This is a genomic window from Streptomyces sp. PA03-1a (assembly GCF_033792805.1).
Classification (GTDB): domain Bacteria; phylum Actinomycetota; class Actinomycetes; order Streptomycetales; family Streptomycetaceae; genus Actinacidiphila.
Genome location: NZ_JARAVO010000196.1, coordinates 1 through 18601, shown reverse-complemented (window position 1 = coordinate 18601; position 18601 = coordinate 1). Strand labels below are relative to the sequence as shown.

General features: G+C 72.5%; 14 protein-coding genes. 3 read left to right on the top strand and 11 right to left on the bottom strand.

What is annotated here, in order from left to right:
* The first annotated feature begins 1708 nt into the window (after window positions 1-1708).
* Window positions 1709-1963, top strand: coding sequence for a hypothetical protein (locus PV341_RS33530; RefSeq protein WP_500359807.1), 255 nt, complete (start codon window positions 1709-1711; stop codon window positions 1961-1963).
* Between the two features lie 36 nt (window positions 1964-1999).
* On the top strand, window positions 2000-2335 hold the full coding sequence (locus tag PV341_RS33525) for a hypothetical protein (RefSeq protein WP_500359805.1): 336 nt from the start codon (window positions 2000-2002) through the stop codon (window positions 2333-2335).
* A 6-nt stretch (window positions 2336-2341) separates the two neighbouring features.
* Here PV341_RS33525 and PV341_RS33520 read toward each other — a convergent pair whose 3' ends face one another.
* Complete coding sequence (locus tag PV341_RS33520; protein ID WP_500359804.1) at window positions 2342-2749, bottom strand: hypothetical protein; 408 nt, start codon at window positions 2747-2749, stop codon at window positions 2342-2344.
* A 49-nt stretch (window positions 2750-2798) separates the two neighbouring features.
* Complete coding sequence (locus PV341_RS33515) at window positions 2799-3983, bottom strand: low temperature requirement protein A (protein ID WP_500323766.1); 1185 nt, start codon at window positions 3981-3983, stop codon at window positions 2799-2801.
* Between the two features lie 304 nt (window positions 3984-4287).
* Here PV341_RS33515 and PV341_RS33510 point away from each other — a divergent pair, with 304 nt between their 5' ends.
* Window positions 4288-4812, top strand: a complete 525-nt coding sequence (locus tag PV341_RS33510; RefSeq protein WP_500359802.1) for a universal stress protein — start codon at window positions 4288-4290, stop codon at window positions 4810-4812.
* 107 nt (window positions 4813-4919) lie between these two features.
* On the opposite strand, the gene PV341_RS33505 is transcribed toward PV341_RS33510, so the two are convergent.
* From PV341_RS33505 to PV341_RS33465, 9 genes are all read right to left on the bottom strand, one after another.
* Window positions 4920-7823, bottom strand: coding sequence for a S8 family serine peptidase (locus PV341_RS33505; protein ID WP_500359801.1), 2904 nt, complete (start codon window positions 7821-7823; stop codon window positions 4920-4922).
* A 508-nt stretch (window positions 7824-8331) separates the two neighbouring features.
* On the bottom strand, window positions 8332-11196 hold the full coding sequence (locus PV341_RS33500; RefSeq protein WP_500359800.1) for an NHLP bacteriocin export ABC transporter permease/ATPase subunit: 2865 nt from the start codon (window positions 11194-11196) through the stop codon (window positions 8332-8334).
* Between the two features lies 1 nt (window position 11197).
* On the bottom strand, window positions 11198-13453 hold the full coding sequence (locus PV341_RS33495; RefSeq protein WP_500323770.1) for an NHLP family bacteriocin export ABC transporter peptidase/permease/ATPase subunit: 2256 nt from the start codon (window positions 13451-13453) through the stop codon (window positions 11198-11200).
* Window positions 13450-14256, bottom strand: coding sequence for a hypothetical protein (locus PV341_RS33490; protein WP_500359799.1), 807 nt, complete (start codon window positions 14254-14256; stop codon window positions 13450-13452). The genes PV341_RS33495 and PV341_RS33490 overlap by 4 nt, the downstream gene beginning before the upstream one ends.
* 104 nt (window positions 14257-14360) lie before the next feature.
* Window positions 14361-14588, bottom strand: a complete 228-nt coding sequence (locus PV341_RS33485) for a type A2 lantipeptide (protein ID WP_500323772.1) — start codon at window positions 14586-14588, stop codon at window positions 14361-14363.
* A 416-nt stretch (window positions 14589-15004) separates the two neighbouring features.
* Complete coding sequence (locus tag PV341_RS33480; RefSeq protein ID WP_500359798.1) at window positions 15005-15703, bottom strand: TetR family transcriptional regulator; 699 nt, start codon at window positions 15701-15703, stop codon at window positions 15005-15007.
* 79 nt (window positions 15704-15782) lie between these two features.
* On the bottom strand, window positions 15783-17099 hold the full coding sequence (locus PV341_RS33475) for an ABC transporter substrate-binding protein (protein WP_500359796.1): 1317 nt from the start codon (window positions 17097-17099) through the stop codon (window positions 15783-15785).
* Between the two features lie 88 nt (window positions 17100-17187).
* On the bottom strand, window positions 17188-18279 hold the full coding sequence (locus tag PV341_RS33470; RefSeq protein WP_500323775.1) for a branched-chain amino acid ABC transporter permease: 1092 nt from the start codon (window positions 18277-18279) through the stop codon (window positions 17188-17190).
* A gap of 7 nt (window positions 18280-18286) precedes the next feature.
* A partial coding sequence (locus tag PV341_RS33465) for an ABC transporter permease subunit (protein WP_500359795.1) occupies window positions 18287-18601 on the bottom strand: 315 nt, incomplete at its 5' end.

The window sequence follows — 18601 nt, the reverse complement described above, 5'->3', positions numbered from 1 at the left end:
GCCCCCGCCGCCGCCCCACGCCTGGACGAACACCGTGGTGACGTTGGCGGGCGGCACGAATTGACCGTCGTTCTGGAAGTCCACCAGGCCGTGGGCCGGGGCGACACCGGGCGGGCCCTGCGGGCCCTGCGGGCCCGGCGGCCCGACAGGTCCGGCGGGCCCGGCAGGTCCCTGCTGGCCGGTCTCGCCCGGAGGCCCCTGAGGTCCGGCGGGTCCGGCGGGTCCCTGCGATCCGGGAGGCCCAGGCGGGCCGGGAGGCCCTGGTGGGCCGGGTATCCCGGGGCGGCCCGGGTGACCGTGGCCAGGGCGGCTGGGGCAGTACCCGGGGAAGTAGGGGAAGAGGAAGCACGGGCCGGCGAGCCCGGCTTGAGCGTCGGGCTTCACGGCGGCGGCCTCGCGACCGTCGGCGTACGCGGCACCCGAGAGAGCACTGGACGCCAAGGCCACGCTCGCGGCCACCGTCCACATCCGCAGACCACCTCGGCGTCGCCCTCGGGCTCCATGGGGCATGGCTATTCGAGACAACACGCCACCTCCAGCAAGGGGGCCCGCAACGCGCGGCAGAGGCCGGATCACCAGGAGAGGAGAGCTGTCGGAGACAGCAGCGAGCCCACAGCAAGAATCGCCCTGCCTGTTGCGTCGTGCACATTCAGTAGCCGACCGGGTGATTTCGTCCCCGCATCGGCCCGGCACTCCTGCAAGGGCCCCGGGCGGCTGTGCTGCGCCGTGGCGCCGACTGGCGGCCGCGACCTCGGCGGCCGGGAGGAGGCCGGCGAAGAGGCCGGCCTCCTCTACGAGCGTGCTGAGCGGGGCAGATGGTGCATCGGCACTCTCAGAGCCGCTAGCTGCGAGCGCACGCGACTTCGGTCAGAGTCAGGGCGCTGTCCGAGCTGAGCGCCCATGTCGTGCCAGTCCAGATGACCCAGGGCGTCGGGACGGGGTCATCCCCGCTGGCGTCAGTGACGGCCCCACCGGTGACGGCCGCGCAGATGGCCTGCCAAGTCTCAGACCGGAATCCGACGTTCAGACCGTTGATCATTGGCCCGTTGCACAACGAACTGGCTGCGGTAGTGGTGGTGCTCGCACAAGTAAGCGTCGCGCCGTGCACGATCTGGGTCGAGAGGAACTGACCGAAGACCGGTTCCGATCCCGGCGGCCCCGCCGGTCCGGTGTCGCCCTTCGGCCCTTGCGGCCCAGCGGGACCCACCGGCCCTTGCTGGCCGGGATCGCCCTTCGGCCCTTGAGGCCCGGCGGGGCCCTGCGGGCCGGGAGGTCCAGGCGGACCGGGGCGACCAGGGCGGCCGTGGTGGCCGGAGCAGTATCCGGGAAGCCCCGGGATGAAGAAGCACGGGTCGCCGGAACTGTTCTGGGCGCCGGGTTTCGCGACGTCAGCGTGGCCACCGTCCGCATACGCCGCACCCGTCACTGCGCAGGACGCCAGGGCCACGCTCGCGGCCACCGTCCACGCCCGCATACGGCCTTGGCGCCGCCGTGTAGACGCCTGAGGCTCGGCTATTCGGGACAACACGTCACCTCCAGGGAGGGGTTCGCGATCGCGGCCGACCCCGTTTCCAGGGAGCGGCGCTGTCATGGGCAGCAGCGAACCCAACGCAAGAATCGCCCAGCGTGGCGACTCGGGCACTCTCGGTAGCCGAATGGGTGATGCCCGGTCCTCACGGCAGCGAGCGGCTGGTCCTCGGTGAGGGTCATGCGGGCCGCGACCGCCGGCCATGTCACGGCGGGCACGGTCCAGGCGCGGGCCGTGGGCACCCTCACCCCACTGGCGGGCGACCGGTACTGGCGCGGTTACCGCGACGGCCGGGACGACGGACGGTACGACGCCCGCTCACGCCCGCGCTGCCGGAACCAGCGGGACTCCTACCGCCCCCAGAGCTGGAACTCCGAATCCCGCCGCGGCTACCGCTCCGGCTGGAACTCCTCCTGCTGTGCGCGGTCCATATAATGGCCCCCTCAGGACCTGGGCGCGGGGGGACGAGAGTTGACCACCGGGGACGACGACCGGGTCCTCACCGGGAGCTGGGTCTTCGAGACCAACCTGCGGCCCCTGTGCGAGTCGGTGGCGCACTTCACGGGGTACGGGTTCGACGACCGGGACTGGCAGGCGATCGACGCGGCCCTCCCGGCGACGGACGTCGAGCGGCACGGCGGCTGGTACGCGTACCCGCTGTCGGGCCGTGTGCCGCTGACGCTGCTCGTCGCGGGCGACCCCGGTTCCTCCGTGGTGTTCGTGCGGTTCGCGGGCGAGCCCGGCGAGGGCGAGAGGGCCCGGATCGAGGCGGCGCTCCACATCTTCGCGACCTGGGCCGTGCGATGACGGCCGCTACTGGCACACGCGCTTGAAGTCGTCCGCCCCCACCCGTGCGCGGAAGCGCACCTCGTGGCCCGCGGAGTCGGTGAAGACCGCCGACGTCGGTGACAGCAGCGTCATCGTGCCCCGCTGCGTGGGGTTGTCCCAGTCCGGCGGGGGGTTGAAGGCGCCGCCGGAGAGCGGGGTCTCCGCCTCGAAGTACGTCGAGCCGATGAGGGCCTCGTCGATCCCGCAGTGGGTGTACAGCTCGTAGGGGATGGAGGTCGGGGCCGGGGCGGTCGGGAACCGGACGGACGGAGCAGGGGCAGTGGGGAGCGCCACGCGGGGGGCGTCCCGGTCGGCGCAGCCCGCGAGGGCGGCGGCGAGGGCGGCGGCAGCGGCCGCGAGGGCGGCGGTGCGTGCGAAGTGCCTGGTGGTCATGGCGGTTGGACGTGGTTGCCGCAGGGTGGGTTCCGTCGGCGCCGCCCGTTCAGGGCGCCGCCGCCCGCGGGCTGCCGCGCCCGACCGGGACGCAGGTCGCGGCGACCAGGAGCGCGGCCGCGACGCCCGTCACGAGGACCGGGGCAGGGGTGAACGTGGCGGCGAGGATCGCCGCCGCGGCGAGCGCGTGCACCACGTCGGGCGCGGTGGGGTGCACGGCGGTCCGGCGGTGCAGGAGCCACACGGACAGGACGAACCCGGCGACGGGCACCGTGTAGGCGGCCGCCGCGCCGTGGGCGCCCAGATGGCCGTGCCCGGTCGCCTGGGCGACGTTGACGGCGAGTCCGGCACCCACCGCCGCGGCGCAGGCGAAGACCGCGTAGTGGCCGTAGCCCCACAACGTGGCCGTGGTGAAGCTGTTGAGGCGGCGGGAGGCATTCTGGGCGAAGTACAGCCACCACAGGGCGCAGACGGTGAGGGTGCCGCCCAGCACCAGCGTGGCGATGTCGCCGAACGTGGCGTCGGTGTCGAGGGCGGTACGTACCGCCCCGGCGGCGGCCGTGATGGACTCGCCCAGCACGATGAGGGTGAACAGGCCAAAGCGCTCGGCGATGTGGCGCGGGTGCCAGGTGGTGTGGGCCGCCCGCTCGGCCCACACGGGAACGGCGAGTTCGGCCAGGGCGAGTACGGCGTGCGCCGGGAGGCGGATGTCGCCCGGCACCACCAGGTGCGCCAGCCAGCCGGTCTGCACCACCAGGATCCCCGCGGCGTACCGCAGACAGCACCGGCGCCGCTCGGGGTCGGAGCCGGCGGCCCGCAGCCACTGGCTGACCATGGCGAGCCGCATGACGACGTAGCCCCAGGTGATGACGGTGTAGTCGCCGTGCTGCAGGGCGGCCGCCGTGCCCGCGGACATGACGAGGGCGCCGCTGATCTGCACGACGGTGAGCAGGCGGTACGGGACGTCGTCCGTGTCGTAGGCGGAGGCGAACCAGGTGAAGTTCATCCACGCCCACCAGATCGCGAAGAACACCAGCGCGTAGCCGAGGACACCGCGTCCGACGTGCCCTCCGGCCAGTTCCTCCTCGAACGCGGCGGACGTCTGCGCGACGGCCACCACGAAGCAGAGGTCGAAGAAGAGCTCCAGCGCGGTGGCGGTGCGGTGCTTCTCGTCGGCGACGCGGGCGACCATCCGCCGCCGCCACGCCGTGGCGGTGTTCTGCGGCGCGCTCACGCCGCTCCCGTCCCCGCAGCGCACGCCGTGCCGCGCCGTCCGGGAACCGCTTCCTCGCTCACGGCACGCTTCCTCACATTCCCGGGGACAGGGCTCTGCTTCCTCCACTGAGACCGGACGTCCTGCGCGCGTGTGACACACCCCGGGGAACGGGGCGTCACCGGGCGCGCCGCCCCGTCCCGCGGTGCCGGGGTTGTCACACTTCGCGGGCGGCGCCGGTCGGAAGCGGTGGATGCCCGGTCGTCCTCGCGTGACCGCCTCCGGTTCCCGAGGCCGTCTCCCGTTCACCCCCGAAAGGTTTCTCATGGCAGGCCATGGCGTTCCCGAACCTGTCGGCGACGATCCCCTGGCGCGGTCGTCCACCGCCGGGGAACCGGCTCCCGCGACGGGCGCCAGTCGTACGAGCGTCGACAAGTACGGGGTGCTCGTCGGGTACAGCGGCTCAGCCCCCAGCAGGCGGGCGCTGTCGTACGCGGCCGGAATGGCGCGGCGCACCGGCGCGGCGCTCCTCATCGTCCACGTCGCGAAGGAGAACCCCGTCGCGTCGCTGCTCGGCTACGAGAACCCGGGCGGCGGCTGCGGGCCGCACGCCGGCGGCACGCACACGCTGCTGGGGCAGCTCGCCTGCGACGACCATCTGTCGGGGCTGCCGTGGACGCTCATCCACCGCAGGGGCGCCGTCGCGCAGGAGCTGGAGAAGGCCGGCCGAAAGTACCGGGCGAACGCCATCATCGTCGGCCGCAGGCGCGGGGCCGGCATCCGGCTCTTCCGCCCGATCTCCGACCGGCTGGCGCGCAGCGCCCAGCGGCCGGTCATCGTCGTCCCCTGACGGCGGCCCCCGGAACCCTCTGCGCGGCCGCCCGGCCGGGGGCCGGCCTTCCTTCGGGAAGGCCGGCCCCCGGCTCGGCATGGAACGGTCGGCACCTCGGTCTGCGGTCAGCGGGAACTGATCAGCAGGCCGGGTACGACGGTTCGGCCGGTGCGGAACTCGGTGTACGCCCACTGCTCGACGTCGGGCTGCGGACCCACGGGGTTCAGTGTCACCTGCGCGTTCCCGCCCCGCTGCACCGCGGACGGTGTGGTCAAGGTGGCGTTGCGCCGGTCGGCCTTCTCAGGGATGACGGTCACCCCGAGCCGGTAGGGAATGTCGGGTGACGTGGCCGTCTGGGCGTGCACGTAGGCGGTGTAGACGCCGGGTTCGGGGAAGAACCGGACGCTGCGCTCGTTGCTGTGCCACGACGCCCAGCTCCGGTCGACCAGCTTGCCGTCCTTGTAGAGGTACAGGTCGAGATTGGTGTTGGGGTCGTCCGAGGCCGTCTGCACGACGAGTCCGGCCGCGCCGCGCGGCACGGTGATCTTCGTGCCTTGGGTGCCCACCCCGCCGGGGGAGAAGACGCCGCCGCTGACGGAGGTCGTGAGCTTCTTGTCCGTCCAGGTCACGGGGGTGTACCCGGTGGTGCGGCCGGCCAGCGGGCCGGTGAAGCCCGGTTCCAGGAAGCCTTGGCCCTGGCCGCCGGTGCGGCCGAACTCGATTCCCGTGTCGTCGTACGGCCGCGGCGTGAAGCCCCACGGACGGCCGGCGACCGTCAGGCGCACGCGGTGCTTGGCGCTGCTGAAGACCAGTGAGCCGGTGGTGTAGCGGTCCCAGGTCGCGGTGCCGCGCTCCAGGGTGATGGTCACCGTGGCGGTGGCACCGGGCTTCACCGAGATCGTCCGGGGGCTGACCGTCACCTTCATACCCGCCAGTCCCTCGACGCGCGCCGTGTACGTCTCGGTTCGCGTGCCGACGTTGGTCAGCCGACGCGTGAGGCGCACCGGCTTCGTCCCGTCGTACTCGCGCAGCGCGATCGAGGGCAGGTTGATCTCCTTGCCGTCCGGAGTCGCCGCGGAAGCGAAGGCGGTCAGTTCGGCTGCGGAAGGCTCGATCACCAGGCCCGGGTCGTCGGCGGACGAGGTACGGGGCATGCCGGAGCCCTGCTGCAGCGGGCTGGCCGTGCCCTTGGTGTCGGTGGCGGTGGTGCGCAGGGCCGAGGCGGTCGCGCCGGGCGACCACTTCGGGTGCCGGGTGCGCAGCAGCGCGGCCATGCCGGCCACGTGCGGGGCCGCCATGGAGGTACCCGAGTACGCATCGAAGAGACGCCCGCCGTCCATCGGCGACACCGCCGCCACCACGTCGATGCCGTCCGCGACGAGGTCGGGCTTCTGCAGTCCGGTGTGGACCTGGTCGGGGCCGTACGACGAGAGGCCGGCCACGCTCGGCAGTCCCACGAGGCTGCCGTCGCCGCCCTCGACCAGCGACGCGGTCCCGTCCGTACGGTGCGCCCACAGGTAGTTGAAGAGCTTGCCCGCCTGTTCGGCGCTCCATAGGTAGACGGTCGGGAAGTCGTAGATCACGTTGAGCCGGGTGTTGCCGGTCGACTGGAACAGCACCACGCCGACACCGCCGGCGGCCTTGACCGTCGCCACCGCGTCGACGGGGTCGATGAAGTCGCAGGCCACGATCTTGCCCTTGACCTTGGCGGGGTCGAGACTTCCGGACCAGCAGTACTGCGCGCCGTCGTCGAGCGATCCGGCCTGGTCGGCGAAGACGATGGGGGTGCTGCGACGGGACGGCAGCTGGTCCATCGACGTGCCGACGATGCGGGTGCCGTCGCCGAGCCGCACGGTCGCCTCGTGGGAACGCTCCACCGTCGCGCCCACCGTGGTCACCCACGGTTCGGCGTTGCTGACCATTCCGGACATGCCGTCGTTGCCGGCCGCCGCGGCGACGAAGACGCCGGCGAGGTAGGCGTTGAGGAAGGCGTCCCCGATCGGGCTGTTGGGCTGGTAGTCGCCCATCGAGTTGCCGATCGAGTAGTTGATGACCTGGACACCGTCGGCCACGGCCGCGTCGATCGCCGCGATGATGTCTGCGTCCGTGCCCGAGCCGCCCCAAAGGGCCTTGTACACGGCGATCCGCGCGTCGGGCGCCACTCCGGAGATCGCGCCGTAGTCATGCCCGAGGACCATCGCGTGCTTGACGGGAAGACCCGCCGCGGTGGAGGCGGTGTGGGTGCCGTGTCCGTTCATGTCTCGCGCCGAGAGGGTCTCCCCGTCGGGGAGCGAGCCGTAGGCGCTGAGCCACCCGTCGGCGAAGTACCGGGCGCCGACGATCTTGCCGTTGCAGGCGCCGGCGGGGAAGCCCTCACCGGTCTGGCAGGTGCCGTGCCAGCCCGCCGGCCGCGGCATGGTGGCAGCGAAGGAGGCGCTCTCCGGCCAGATGCCGGTGTCGATCACGCCGATGACCACATCGGAGCCGTGAGCCGGCTTGGTCTGCGTCGCGGTCTGCGGAGCCCTACCCGTCGGCGCCTGTGCCGGGGGCTGCGCCGCCTGCGTTGTCCCGGTCGTCGCCGCGTCGGCCTTCACGAGACGGGCCGGGGTGACCGCCGCGACGCGCGGGTCCTTGGACAGCTTGCCGGCCTGCGCGCCGGTCAGTTTGACGGCGAAGCCGTTGAAGGCGGTCGTGTAGGTCCGCTGAGCCCGCACACCGAAGTCGCCGAGTACGTCACGCTGCGCTTCGCCCAGGTGCTGCCGGTACTTCTCGGCCGCGGCCGAATGGGGCTGGAGTTCCTGCCCGGCCACCGGCCTCGTCGCCGCGAGGCCCTTGACGCCGCCCGTGTACGAAGTGACGGGCGCTTCCCGCAGCCGCACGACGTACTGCCCCTTGATGGTGCCGGGCTGCGCGGCGGTGTGCAGGGCGCCACCGCCCGTGAGGGCGGCTCGGGAGTGGTCGTACTGGCCCAGCCTCAGGTCCGGCAGCGGAGCGCCGGTCTGTGCCGCGGCCGGCCCGATGTTCCCCAAGCCGCTGAATATGGTGGCGAAAACGGTGATTGCCGACGCCGCGACGATGCGGCGTCGTCGTCGTCGAAGGCTCGCGCTCGTGACCACGAGTCTCCTCCCATGAAGTTAACGGTGTGAATGTCCGTCACACCCAACCTCCGACCGATTACGAGAAGATCACGTTCGAATGACGATCCGTGCCGCCCGGCGTTGCCACGCCCGCCTGTTGGGGGCATTTCACCGCCGCGGGCGCGCTGGGTTCCCCGCGACGGGAACGGCCCCCGGTCGCTCGCCGAAGTGCGGGTGACCGAGCCTCGCAAAGCCCTGAGCAGCGCGAACTCGGATACGGGTGGTGGCGGTTCGGTCCGCGCTCCTGGGTGCTGATCGCGGGGTTCCCGGGAGGCGGCACGTTGCCGCGGCCCTGAGCGACGTCCGCACCCAACTGCCTGTCGTTTTGCAGACAGGTGTCGGGATGCCGACACCGCGAGCACCTTCACGGGTGACCGAGTGAACCAGCAGAGCGCCTGATCTAGCTCATCTGACGCCGGACCAGCTCGTGCAGCCGGCCGCCGGGGTCCGCCAGCAGGTCGGAGGGGCGGCCCTCCTCGACGACGCGGCCGTCCTCCATGACGACGACGCGGTCGGCGTCCATGACGGTGGAGAGCCGGTGGGCGATCACGACACGGCTGGCGCGCAGCCGCCGGGTGCTGTCGATGACGGTGCGCTGGGTCTCGTTGTCGAGGGCGCTGGTGGCCTCGTCGAGGAAGAGGATGCGGGGCCGCCGGATCAGGGCCTGGGCGATCATCAGGCGCTGGCGCTGGCCGCCGGAGATGGTGCTGCCGCCCGCGATCATGGTGTGCAGGCCCATGGGCATGCGCTTGATGTCCTCGGCGAGACCGGCCATGGCGGCGGCCTCCATCGCCTCCTCCTGGGTGTGGACCTCGGCGCCGCAGATGCAGTCGAGGATCGAGCCGGTGAACGGCTGGGCGTTCTGCAGCACCACGCCGCACTGCCGGCGGACCGCGCCCTGGTCGAGCGCGGCCAGGTCCTGGCCGTCGTAGAGGACGCTGCCGGACGCGGGTCGGTCGAAGCCGATGAGCAGGCGCAGCAGGGTGGACTTGCCGCAGCCGCTGGGGCCGACGATCGCCACGAACTCGCCGGGCCCGACCCGCAGGGAGACGTCGTCGAGGACGAGCGGGCCGTCGCCGGAGTAGCGGAAGGAGAGGTTGCGGGCCTCGATCGCGCCGGACAGGACGCCCGGCTGGGTGCTGCCGCCGCGCACCTCGGGGGTCTCGTCGAGGATCGGTTTGACCTGCTCGTACATCGGCAGCACCGCCGCGGCCGACAGCAGCGCCCCGGTGAGCTGGGTGACCGAGGTCAGCAGCATCGTCATGGCGGTGCTGAAGGTGAGGAAGCCGGACGCGGACAGCGAGCCCCGGGCCGGGCCGGCCAGCAGCATGAACATGATGAGGGAGCACAGCGGCAGGTAGACCGCGTTGAGCACGGTGGTGATGTTCTTGATGCGGCCCGCGCGCTGCTGGAGTTCGCGGCTGCGGGCGAAGCGGCGGGCCCAGGCGGCGTAGGCGAAGCTCTCGGCGGCGGCGACGCGGAGCTTGGGCAGGCCGCGCAGGGTCTGGAAGGCCTCGTTGTTCAGCTTGTTGCCGAGCACCACCAGCCGTCGCTGCCAGCGCAGTTCCCACAGCCCGAGGCCGAGGAGCAGGGCCCCGATGACGACGAGCATGCCGAGGGCGGCGAGCGCGAGCGGGACGCTGTACAGGAGCAGGAGGACGAGGTTCATCGCGCCGACCGTCGTCGCCTGGACGGCGACCGGGCCCACCCCGGCGAGCACCCGGCGGATGGCGCTGATGCCCATCGCGGCACTGGCGAGCTCGCCGGTCGAGCGGCCGGCGAAGAACCCGGTCGGCAGGCGCAGCAGACGGTCCCACACGGCGGGCTGCAAGGTGGCCTCGATGCGGCCCTCGATGCGCAGCACGGTGAGGTTCTGCATCAGCATGAAGACGGCGCAGACCAGGCCGGTGACGACGACGGCCAGGGCGGCCTGGACGATCAGCCCGGTCTCCGCGTCGGGTACGTACGTGCCCAGCACCTGCCCGGTCGCGATGGGCACGAACGCACCGAGGCCCACGGTGACCAGACTGCTCAGGACGAGGTTGCGCAGATCGCCCGCCGAGCCCCGGAGGCTGAAGCGCAGCAGCCGCGTCAGCCCGGTGCCCCGTTCGGGGAGCGGCCGGTAGAGCATGACCGCGCGCTCATCGAAGTCCTCCGCGTTGTGGTCGGCGACCCGCACGCGGCTGCTGCCGCCGGGCCCCACCGCCTCGTAGCCGCCGCGCCGCCACAGCAGGGCCACCGGCGCGCCGGACGCGGCGCGCCGGCCGACCAGGGGGCCGGTGTTCTCCCGCCACCAGGCGCCGTCGAGGCGTACCGGGCGGGTGCGGATGCCGGAGGTGACGGCGACCCGCTCGACCGGGTCCATGCGGTCGCTGACCGCGCCGCTGCGCGACGGCGGGGTGAGGGTGATCCCGGCGGCCTCGGCGACCTGCCGGCAGACGGCGTACGTCGTGTCGTCGGAGGCCTCGGCGGTACGCGCGGGGGCCTTGCGGGAGGTGGCGATGGAGGCCAGCAGATCGCGGTCGGCCTGCTCGCGGACGGCCTCCCCGGCCCTGATGCCCGCGGCCGTGCGGTCCTCGTGGGCGCGCTCCAGGCCCTCGATCCAGCCGTCCAGCGTCGACAGCAGCCGGTACTGCTGGTTGACCATGCTCTGCCACATCGCGCCGTCGAGGAGCAGGTCGCCCGCCGCCTCCGCGGAGTACGCGGCGCCGTACTGCACGCTGCCCGGCAGGACCGGCAGCCACAGGATGTCGTCGTCGGCGACGTGCTCGCCGTCCGTGGTGCGGCCGGTCAGCGGGGCCTCGTAGAGCACCCGCTGGCTGCGCCCGACACCGAGTGCGAAGGCGTGCTCGAGGAGGCTGAGGGCGAGCTCCTGGGTGTCGTGGCCGGCGCCGTACGGGCCCTGCTGCGCCCAGCCGTCGCCGTGCGCCGTGTGGTGCGGGTGGGGCGGCCGGTACAGCTCGCGCAGCGGGACGCGGCGCAGGAAGCAGCCCTGCAGCGGGCGTCCGACGAGGGTGTGCCGGGGCCCCTCGACCGGGCCGAGGAGGAGGGTGCCGGGTTCCAGGCGGCCCAGGTAGTGCCAGTGGCCCTGCTGGGCGGCGTCGACCGCGAACAGGTCGAGGGCGCCGGCCACCACGAGCCACAGCACGTTCGGGCCCTCCAGGGGCAGGCTGCGCAGGCCGGTGCAGTCGACGGGGCCGCCGAGCCCGCCGAGGGCGGTCAGGACCGGATCGCCGGCGGCGGTGCCGGGCTGTACGGGGATCACCTCAGTGCTCCTTGACCAGGGCGGCGTACGCGCCGCCCGCCGCTATCAGCTCCTCGTGACGTCCGCGCTCGACGACCGTGCCGTGGTCGAGGACCACGATCTCGTCGCTGTCGCGGACCGTGCTGAGCCGGTGCGCGATCACCACGCAGGCGCAGCCGCGGCGCCGCAGGTTGTCGATGATGACCTGCTCGGTCTCCGCGTCGAGGGCGCTGGTCACCTCGTCGAGCACCAGCACGCTGGGCCGCCGGACCAGGGCCCGGGCGATCTCCAGCCGCTGCCGCTGCCCGCCGGAGAAGTTGCGGCCGTCCTGCTCGACGTGGCTGTGGACGCCGCCGGGGCGGCGGGCGACGACCTCGTACAGGCAGGCGTCGCGCAGCGCGGCCTCGACGTCCCCGTCGGGGATGGAGGGGTCCCACAGCGCGACGTTGTCGCGCACCGTGCCCTCGAAGAGGAAGACGTCCTGGTCGACGAAGGAGACGGAGGCGGCCAGGGACCCGCGCGGGATGTCCTCCAGGCGCTGCCCGTCGATGCGGATCGTGCCCTCCCAGGGGCTGTAGAGACCTGCGATCAGCCGGGAGACGGTGGACTTGCCGCTGCCGGAGCCGCCGACGAGCGCGACCTGGCGGCCGGGCGCGACGGACAGTGAGAACCCGGACAGCAGCGGCTTGTCGAGGGGGCTGTAGCCGAAGGTGACGTCCTCCAGCGTGACGTGGCCCTTCAGCCGGCGGGTGCTCGCCCCGGACTCGGGGCGCGCGTACAGCGAGTCGACGGGGAAGTTCTCGACGTCCTTGAGCCGCACCACGTCGGCGGCGAAGTCCTGGATGCGGCCGGCGACGCCGTTGAGCCGGGTGATGGGCGCGGTGAACCGGACGACCAGGGACTGGAAGGCGACGAGCAGGCCGATCGAGATGTGCCCCTCCACCGCCCGCAGCCCGCCGATCCACAGGATGAGCGCGCTGTTGAGCGTCGCGAGGGTCGGGGCGACGACCGACAGCCAGGCGCTGGGCACGCCGAGGCGCTGCTGCTCCTCCAGCGTGGCGGCGTGCTGCCCGGCCCAGCGGCGGAAGTAGCCGTTCTCGCCGCCGGTGGCCTTCATCGTCTCGATCAACTGCAGGCCGGTGTACGAGGTGTTGGTGAGCCGGGCGCTGTCGGCGCGCAGCTTCTGCGTCCGGGTGGCCCGCAGCCGTGTCACCACGCGCATGGCGACGGCGTTGAGCAGGGCGATCCCCACCCCGAGGACGGTGAGTTGCGGGTCGTACGTCCACATCAGCAGCGCGTAGAGCACGACGACGACGCCGTCGACGGCCGCGGCGGCCAGGTCGCGGGCGAGGGTCTCGGCGACCGCGTCGTTGGACTGCAGGCGCTGTACGAGGTCGGCCGGATTGCGCTGGGTGAAGAAGGTGACCGGCAGCCGCAGCAGGTGGCGCAGGAAGCGGGCGCTGCCGAGGGTGGAGGAGATGATGCGGCCGCGCAGCAGGTTGGACTGCTGGACCGCGGTGAGCGCGGCGGTGAGCGCCACCATCGCGGCCATCGACGCGAACAGCGTGCCCAGCAATGAGGTCTGGTCGCCGATCAGGAACAGGTCGATGTACGTGCGGCTGAGCGCGGGCAGCGCGGCCCCGACCGCGACCAGCAGGAGGCTGGCCACCAGCGCGGCGAGCATGGTGCCGCTGGTCCCGCGCAGCCGGGCCGGGAGGGCGCCGAGCACGCCGGGCCTGCGGCCGCCGCGGTGGAAGTCCTGGCCCGGCTCGAAGGTCAGCACGACTCCGGTGAAGCTGGTGTCGAAGTCCTCCAGGGGCACGAACCGCCGTCCCTTGTCGGGGTCGTTGACGTGGACGCCGCGCCGGCCGAGGCGGCGGCCCATGCCGTCGTAGACGACGTAGTGGTTGAACTCCCAGAAGAGGACGGCCGGGGCGCGCACCTCGGCGAGGGCCGCGGTCTCCATCTGCATGCCCTTGGCCTGCAGGCCGTAGCCGCGGGCCGCCTTCAGCAGGTTGCTGGCGCGGGAGCCGTCGCGGGAGACGCCGCAGGCGATGCGCAGTTCCTCCAGCGGTACGTGCCGGCCGTAGTGGCCCAGCACCATCGCCAGGGAGGCCGCGCCGCACTCCACGGCCTCCATCTGCAGCACGGTGGGGGTGCGGACGCTCCGGGGCCTGCGGCCCGGCCGCTGCCGGCGGGTGCGTGCGGGCTCGGGGCGGTGTCTGCGGCGGCCGGCGGGCGGCAGCGGCCGCTGCTGGGGCCGGGCGGGCGCGGTCAAGGGAGCAGCCAATCGATCGGGCGCTGTGCGGCCAGGTGGACGGCGCCGGTGGCCAGGGTCATGGAGTCCAGCTCGTACGAGGGGCCGTCGCCCTTGGACCAGCGGTAGCCGGTCGGAGTGCGGGAGGAGGCGTCGAGCGTCACGACGACGGCCACCGGGCGTCCCGCTCGGGTGAGTTGCGCGGCGAGTTGCGGGTCGCCGAGGTCGGCGGCGATCTGCCGGGTGGTGCGCGAGGTGCGGCCGACGGCCCGCACATGGCCGCGCAGCACCCCGTACCGGGCCTGGGGCGCGGACTCCACGGCGAGGTCCACCGCGGCGCCCACCGGCACCGAGGAGGCGCCGGTCGCCGGGACGTAGAGGGTCGCCACGAGCGGGTCGCCGGTGCGGGCGGCGCGTTCGACGGTCGCCACGTCCGCGCCGACGGTGACGACGGTGCCGATGGAGGCCACCAGGGCGCTGACCCGGCCCGCGGCCACGGTGCGGACGACGGTGTCGCCGCGCGGGGTGCGCACGCTGAGCAACGGGGCGTCGGCGGGCAGGCGCTCCCCTTCCTCGGCGAGGACCCGGGTGACCTGTCCGGCGACCGGACTCTGCAGGACGTAACTGCCCTGCCCGTAGCCGATGATTCCGGGTGCGCTCAATTTCGAGGACACGGAACCGTTTACCGCCCAGGAACTCGCGGCGGCCATCACGAGAATGGCGACGGAGAGCACGAGACGGCCCTGCGGGCGCGCGAATCGCACCGGGAGATCGAGTTCTTCCGGTGACTGGAGCTTGGCAAGGGCCTTTTGGCGAAACTGCATGGAACTCTTCCCTCAGCCGCATCCCTCGCCATTGGGACACAAGGCCGCAATGGCGTCCGCGGGTCCCGGAAGGGAGGCCTCCGGGACCCGCGGATCCATCAGTCTCAGAGACCCGCGATCAGGCCGGTGGCCAGGCCGGTCACGGCGCCGGTGTTGACGCCGGAGATGCCCTCGACGGTGCCGACGACACCGGACACGGTGCCGGCGACCGGGGCGATCGACTCGACGGTGCCGGTGGCGTTGGCCACGAGGCCGCCCACGAGACCGCCGGAGACGTTGTCCAGGTCCGCGTCGGAGATCTCGCGGGTCTCAACCTGGGGGGTGAAGTCCATGGGGGGTTTCCCTTCGTGTGAACACATTTCATGTGGCGAATCATCAGGGGGGCAACCTCTTCGCCACGGCACGGGATACAAGCATGGGGGCAGGTGGGACGGCCAATTGGAGATTGCCGCGTTCGAATTTGGTTCGGATCCGCGGCTTCACCGGTGTACCGTATTTCCCACGCCCCGGTGGCAATTCCTTCACAGACGCGCTTCCCGTCGGGGCTGCGGAACCGGGCACTCCGGATCAAACCGTGCGCACCGGCGGGGGATGTCCCGTGCGTACGTGCGGGCGTATGTCGCTCGCGTGTGCGGTGTGCAGATTTACCGAAGGTAATGTTCAGCCCTGCGCTTGAGCCGCTCCGCCGAGCCCGTGACCAGGGCGGATCCACGGCGCGCGGAGCGTCGGGGCCGGTGGCCGGAAGGACTCAGCCGGTGGCGTCGCCGGTGGCGGCCGACAGGCCGAAGTCGCAGAGCCTGCCGATGAGTTCCAGGGCGGTGTCCGTGAGGCCGGCGGCCTCGCGCGGGTCGTCGCAGGCGACGAGTTCCCGTCCGATCTCGGCGATCGTCGTCGTGAGCGAGATCAGCAGGGCGCGGTCGCCCGGCCGCTCCTGCGTGATGCCGAGCAGGGTCGCGTTGTGGCTGATCCAGGTCCGGAGGTTCTGCCGGCCCAGCAGGTCGAAGCCCGGCGGGGTGTCCCCGGTGTAGAAGAGCCTGGCCATCTCCCGCCGCGCCCAGGTGTGCTCCAGGTACGCACGGGTGCCGGTGAGGAAGAGCGCGCGGGGCCGGCTCTCCCCGCTCTCGCGGAGCCGGGCCACCGCGCGGGCCGTGGTGTGGACCTGGGCGGTGCGGAACTCCTCCCACAGGGCCAGGAAGAGGTCCACCTTGCCGTCGAAGTGGTGGTAGAGCCCGCCGACGCTGGCGTCCGCGCGGCGGACCACCTCGGCGATGCCGGCCGCCGCGTACCCCGACTCCCCGAAGACCTCGCGGGCCGCCGTGAGCAGCGCCTGCCGGGTGGTCGCCGCCCGGCCGGGCGTCCGGGCCGGGGCCGGCCCGGACGCCCCACCGGTGGTGGGGAGGTCCGCGGGATCGCCGATGAGCAGCTCGTCACCGCGTCTGTCGCCCATCCCGGGACCTTCCGTCCGTCACGGTCGCGTCGCGCCGTGGACCCACTGCCTGGCGGGGCAGCACACTACCCCTCGCCCCTCAGGACGCCGGGATGCCGTCGGCCGGGGCCTGCGGCTGTGCCGTGGTGTACGGCGTGATGGCGCCCTGCTCGTCGTCCGTCACCAGCGGCGTGCCCTGCAGGGTGACCTCGGTGCTGCCCTTCAGGATGCCGATCTGGACCCCGGTGTAGCCCGCGTGCGAGTCCGCGCTGAACCGGAACGGCACCAGTCCGGGCCCGGTGAAGCCGCCCTTCTCCACGGCCTTCACCAGCGACTCCCGCGTCGGGTTCTCCCCGGCGCCCTGCAGTGCCTGGACGAAGGTGTAGGCCATGGACATCCCGAACTCGACGTTGCCGTCGAAGGGCAGCTTGGGGATGTACTTGTCGTGGACCTCGCGGAACAGCTTGATCCAGCTGTTGGACGTGTCGGTCGTCGGCGGCATGTAGGTGTCGGTGATGATGCCGTTCATCAGCGCGGCGGGGTCGGCCGTGCCGCCCGCCTGCTTCGCGAAGGACTCCAGCAGGCCCGCCAGGGTGGTCGGGTCGGAACCGACGTTGGTCACCACCATCTGCGGGTTGTACTGGAGCTTGAGCGAGGTGAGCTTGAACAGCGCGGTGTACGTCGGGATGGTGAACAGCACCACCACGTCCGCCTTGGACTGGGCGATGGCCGTGACCTGCGGGGCGATGTCGGTGCCGCCGGGCTGGTAGCTCTGCCGGCTGACCACCGACTCCTTGGGGATGTACTGGTCCAGGCCCTCGACGCCGTCCTTGCCGAAGTCGTCGCCCTGGTAGAAGTAGGCGACCTTCTTGCCGGCGAAGTTCTCCTTGATGTACTGGCCGAGGATCTTGCCCTCGACGAGGTAGTCCGGCTGCCAGCCGAAGGTCTGCGGGTGCTTGTCGGGCTCGTCCCAGCAGCGGCAGCCGGAGGAGACGAACAGGTCCGGCACGCGGCGGCTGTTGAGGTAGTCGACCACCTTGGTGTGGGTCGGCGTGCCGAGACCGCCCACCATCGCGAAGATCTTGTCCTCCAGGACGAGTTCCTTGGTGACCTTCACCGTCTGGGTCGGGTTGTACGCGTCGTCCTTGTACTTGAACTCGATCTTCCGGCCGTTGACCCCGCCCTTGGCGTTGACGTGGTCGAAGTACGCCTTCGCGCCCGCCGAGACGTTGCTGTACCCCGGCGCCGCCGGGCCGGTGAGCGGCTGGTGGCTGCCGATGACGATGCTGTCCTTGGTGACGCCCGGCGCGGCGGAACCGCTGCCGGAGCCGTCGGAACAGGCGGTGAGCACCAAGGCCAGCACGGCCAGCGCGGCGCCGCCGCGAAGGCGCAGGCCGTGTCGGTGACTTCTTCTCATGACCCCTCCTGGAACCGAATCGGATTCGGTGGGTGTTGGACGGATTTCAGGTGACGTGCCGGTGGCCGGGGGAACGGGATACCGGCGGTCAGGTACCGGAGCCCCGCGTTCGGAGCCGCCGGACCAGACGGATGAGGGCCCCGTGGATCCCCTGCGGGAACAGGAGCATCGACAGGACGAGGGCGAGGCCGTACAGGGCGAGCGGCAGGTTCGCGTAGAAGCCCCGGGACAGGTGCAGGGCGTCCGCCACGTCGCCCGTCCAGTTGGGCAGCAGGACCAGGAGCACCGAGCCGTACACGGCGCCCGCCAGGCTGCCGAGCCCGCCGAGCACCGCCGCCGTCAGCAGGGACAGGGAGAGCGCCAGCGGGAACGCCCCGGGCGCGGCCAGCGAGCTGACCACCGCGAGGAGCCCGCCGCCCAGCCCCGCGCAGGCCGCGCTGACCACGAAGGCGAGCACCCGCAGGCGCGCCACGTGGATGCCGGCCAGCGCCGCGGAGACCTCGTCGTCCCGGATCGCCCGCCACGACCGGCCGACGCGGCTGCGCCCGAGGTCGGCGAGGAGCACCAGCACGACCACCGCGCACAGCACGCAGACCCAGGCCTGCCAGCGCTCCAGCGGGAAGTACGGGCCCAGTGCCTCGGGCGGCGGGGGCGAGGCCACCACGAGCCCGTTCTCGCCGCCCAGCAGATCGGTCAGATGACGGTAGTTCGCGAGCGCCGGCAGCCCGACGGCCAGGGTGAGGGTCGCGCCCGCGAGGTACGGGCCCTGCAGCCGCGCCGCCGCGGCGCCCACCAGCGCGCCCAGGGCGGCCGTCACCGCCGTGCCCGCCAGCAGCGAGACGGCCAGCGACCACCCCAGTTCGGTGAGGAACAGACCGGTCCCGTAGGCGCCGACCGCCATCAGCGCGCCGTGCCCCAGCGAGATCTGGCCGTTGGTCCCGGTCAGGACGGTCAGCCCGGCGACCGCGCACACATAGGTGGCGACGCCGGCGACCTCCAGGTTCTGGTACGGCGACAGCAGGGCGCTGACGGCGCAGACCACCAGCAGCCCGAGCAGCGCGGGCACCAGGTGCCGCACCGCGGTGCGGTCCATCGGACCCCTCAGCCGGGCGCTCAGGCCGGTCGCGGCCGGGCCCCCGAGCGGGGACCGCAGGTCCTTCGTGTCGGTCGTCTCGGTCATGAGCCCCTCACACCCGTCGCACGGAGGTCCGCGAGAACAGGCCGTTGGGCCTGATCATCAGCACCGTCATCAACACCGCCAGCGCGCCCAGCAGCGCGACCTCGGACCCCAGGTACCCCGAGACGTAGGAGAGGGTGAGCCCGACCACGAGCCCGCCGACCACCGCACCCGGCGGGCTGTCCAGCCCCCCGACGACGGCTGCGGCGAAGCCGAACACCAGTACCGCGTCGAACTGGTTGGGCCCGACGAACGTCGCCGGCGCCACGAGGACCCCGGCGAGCGCCCCGACCGCCCCCGCCAGCGCCCAGCCCAGCGTGAGCAC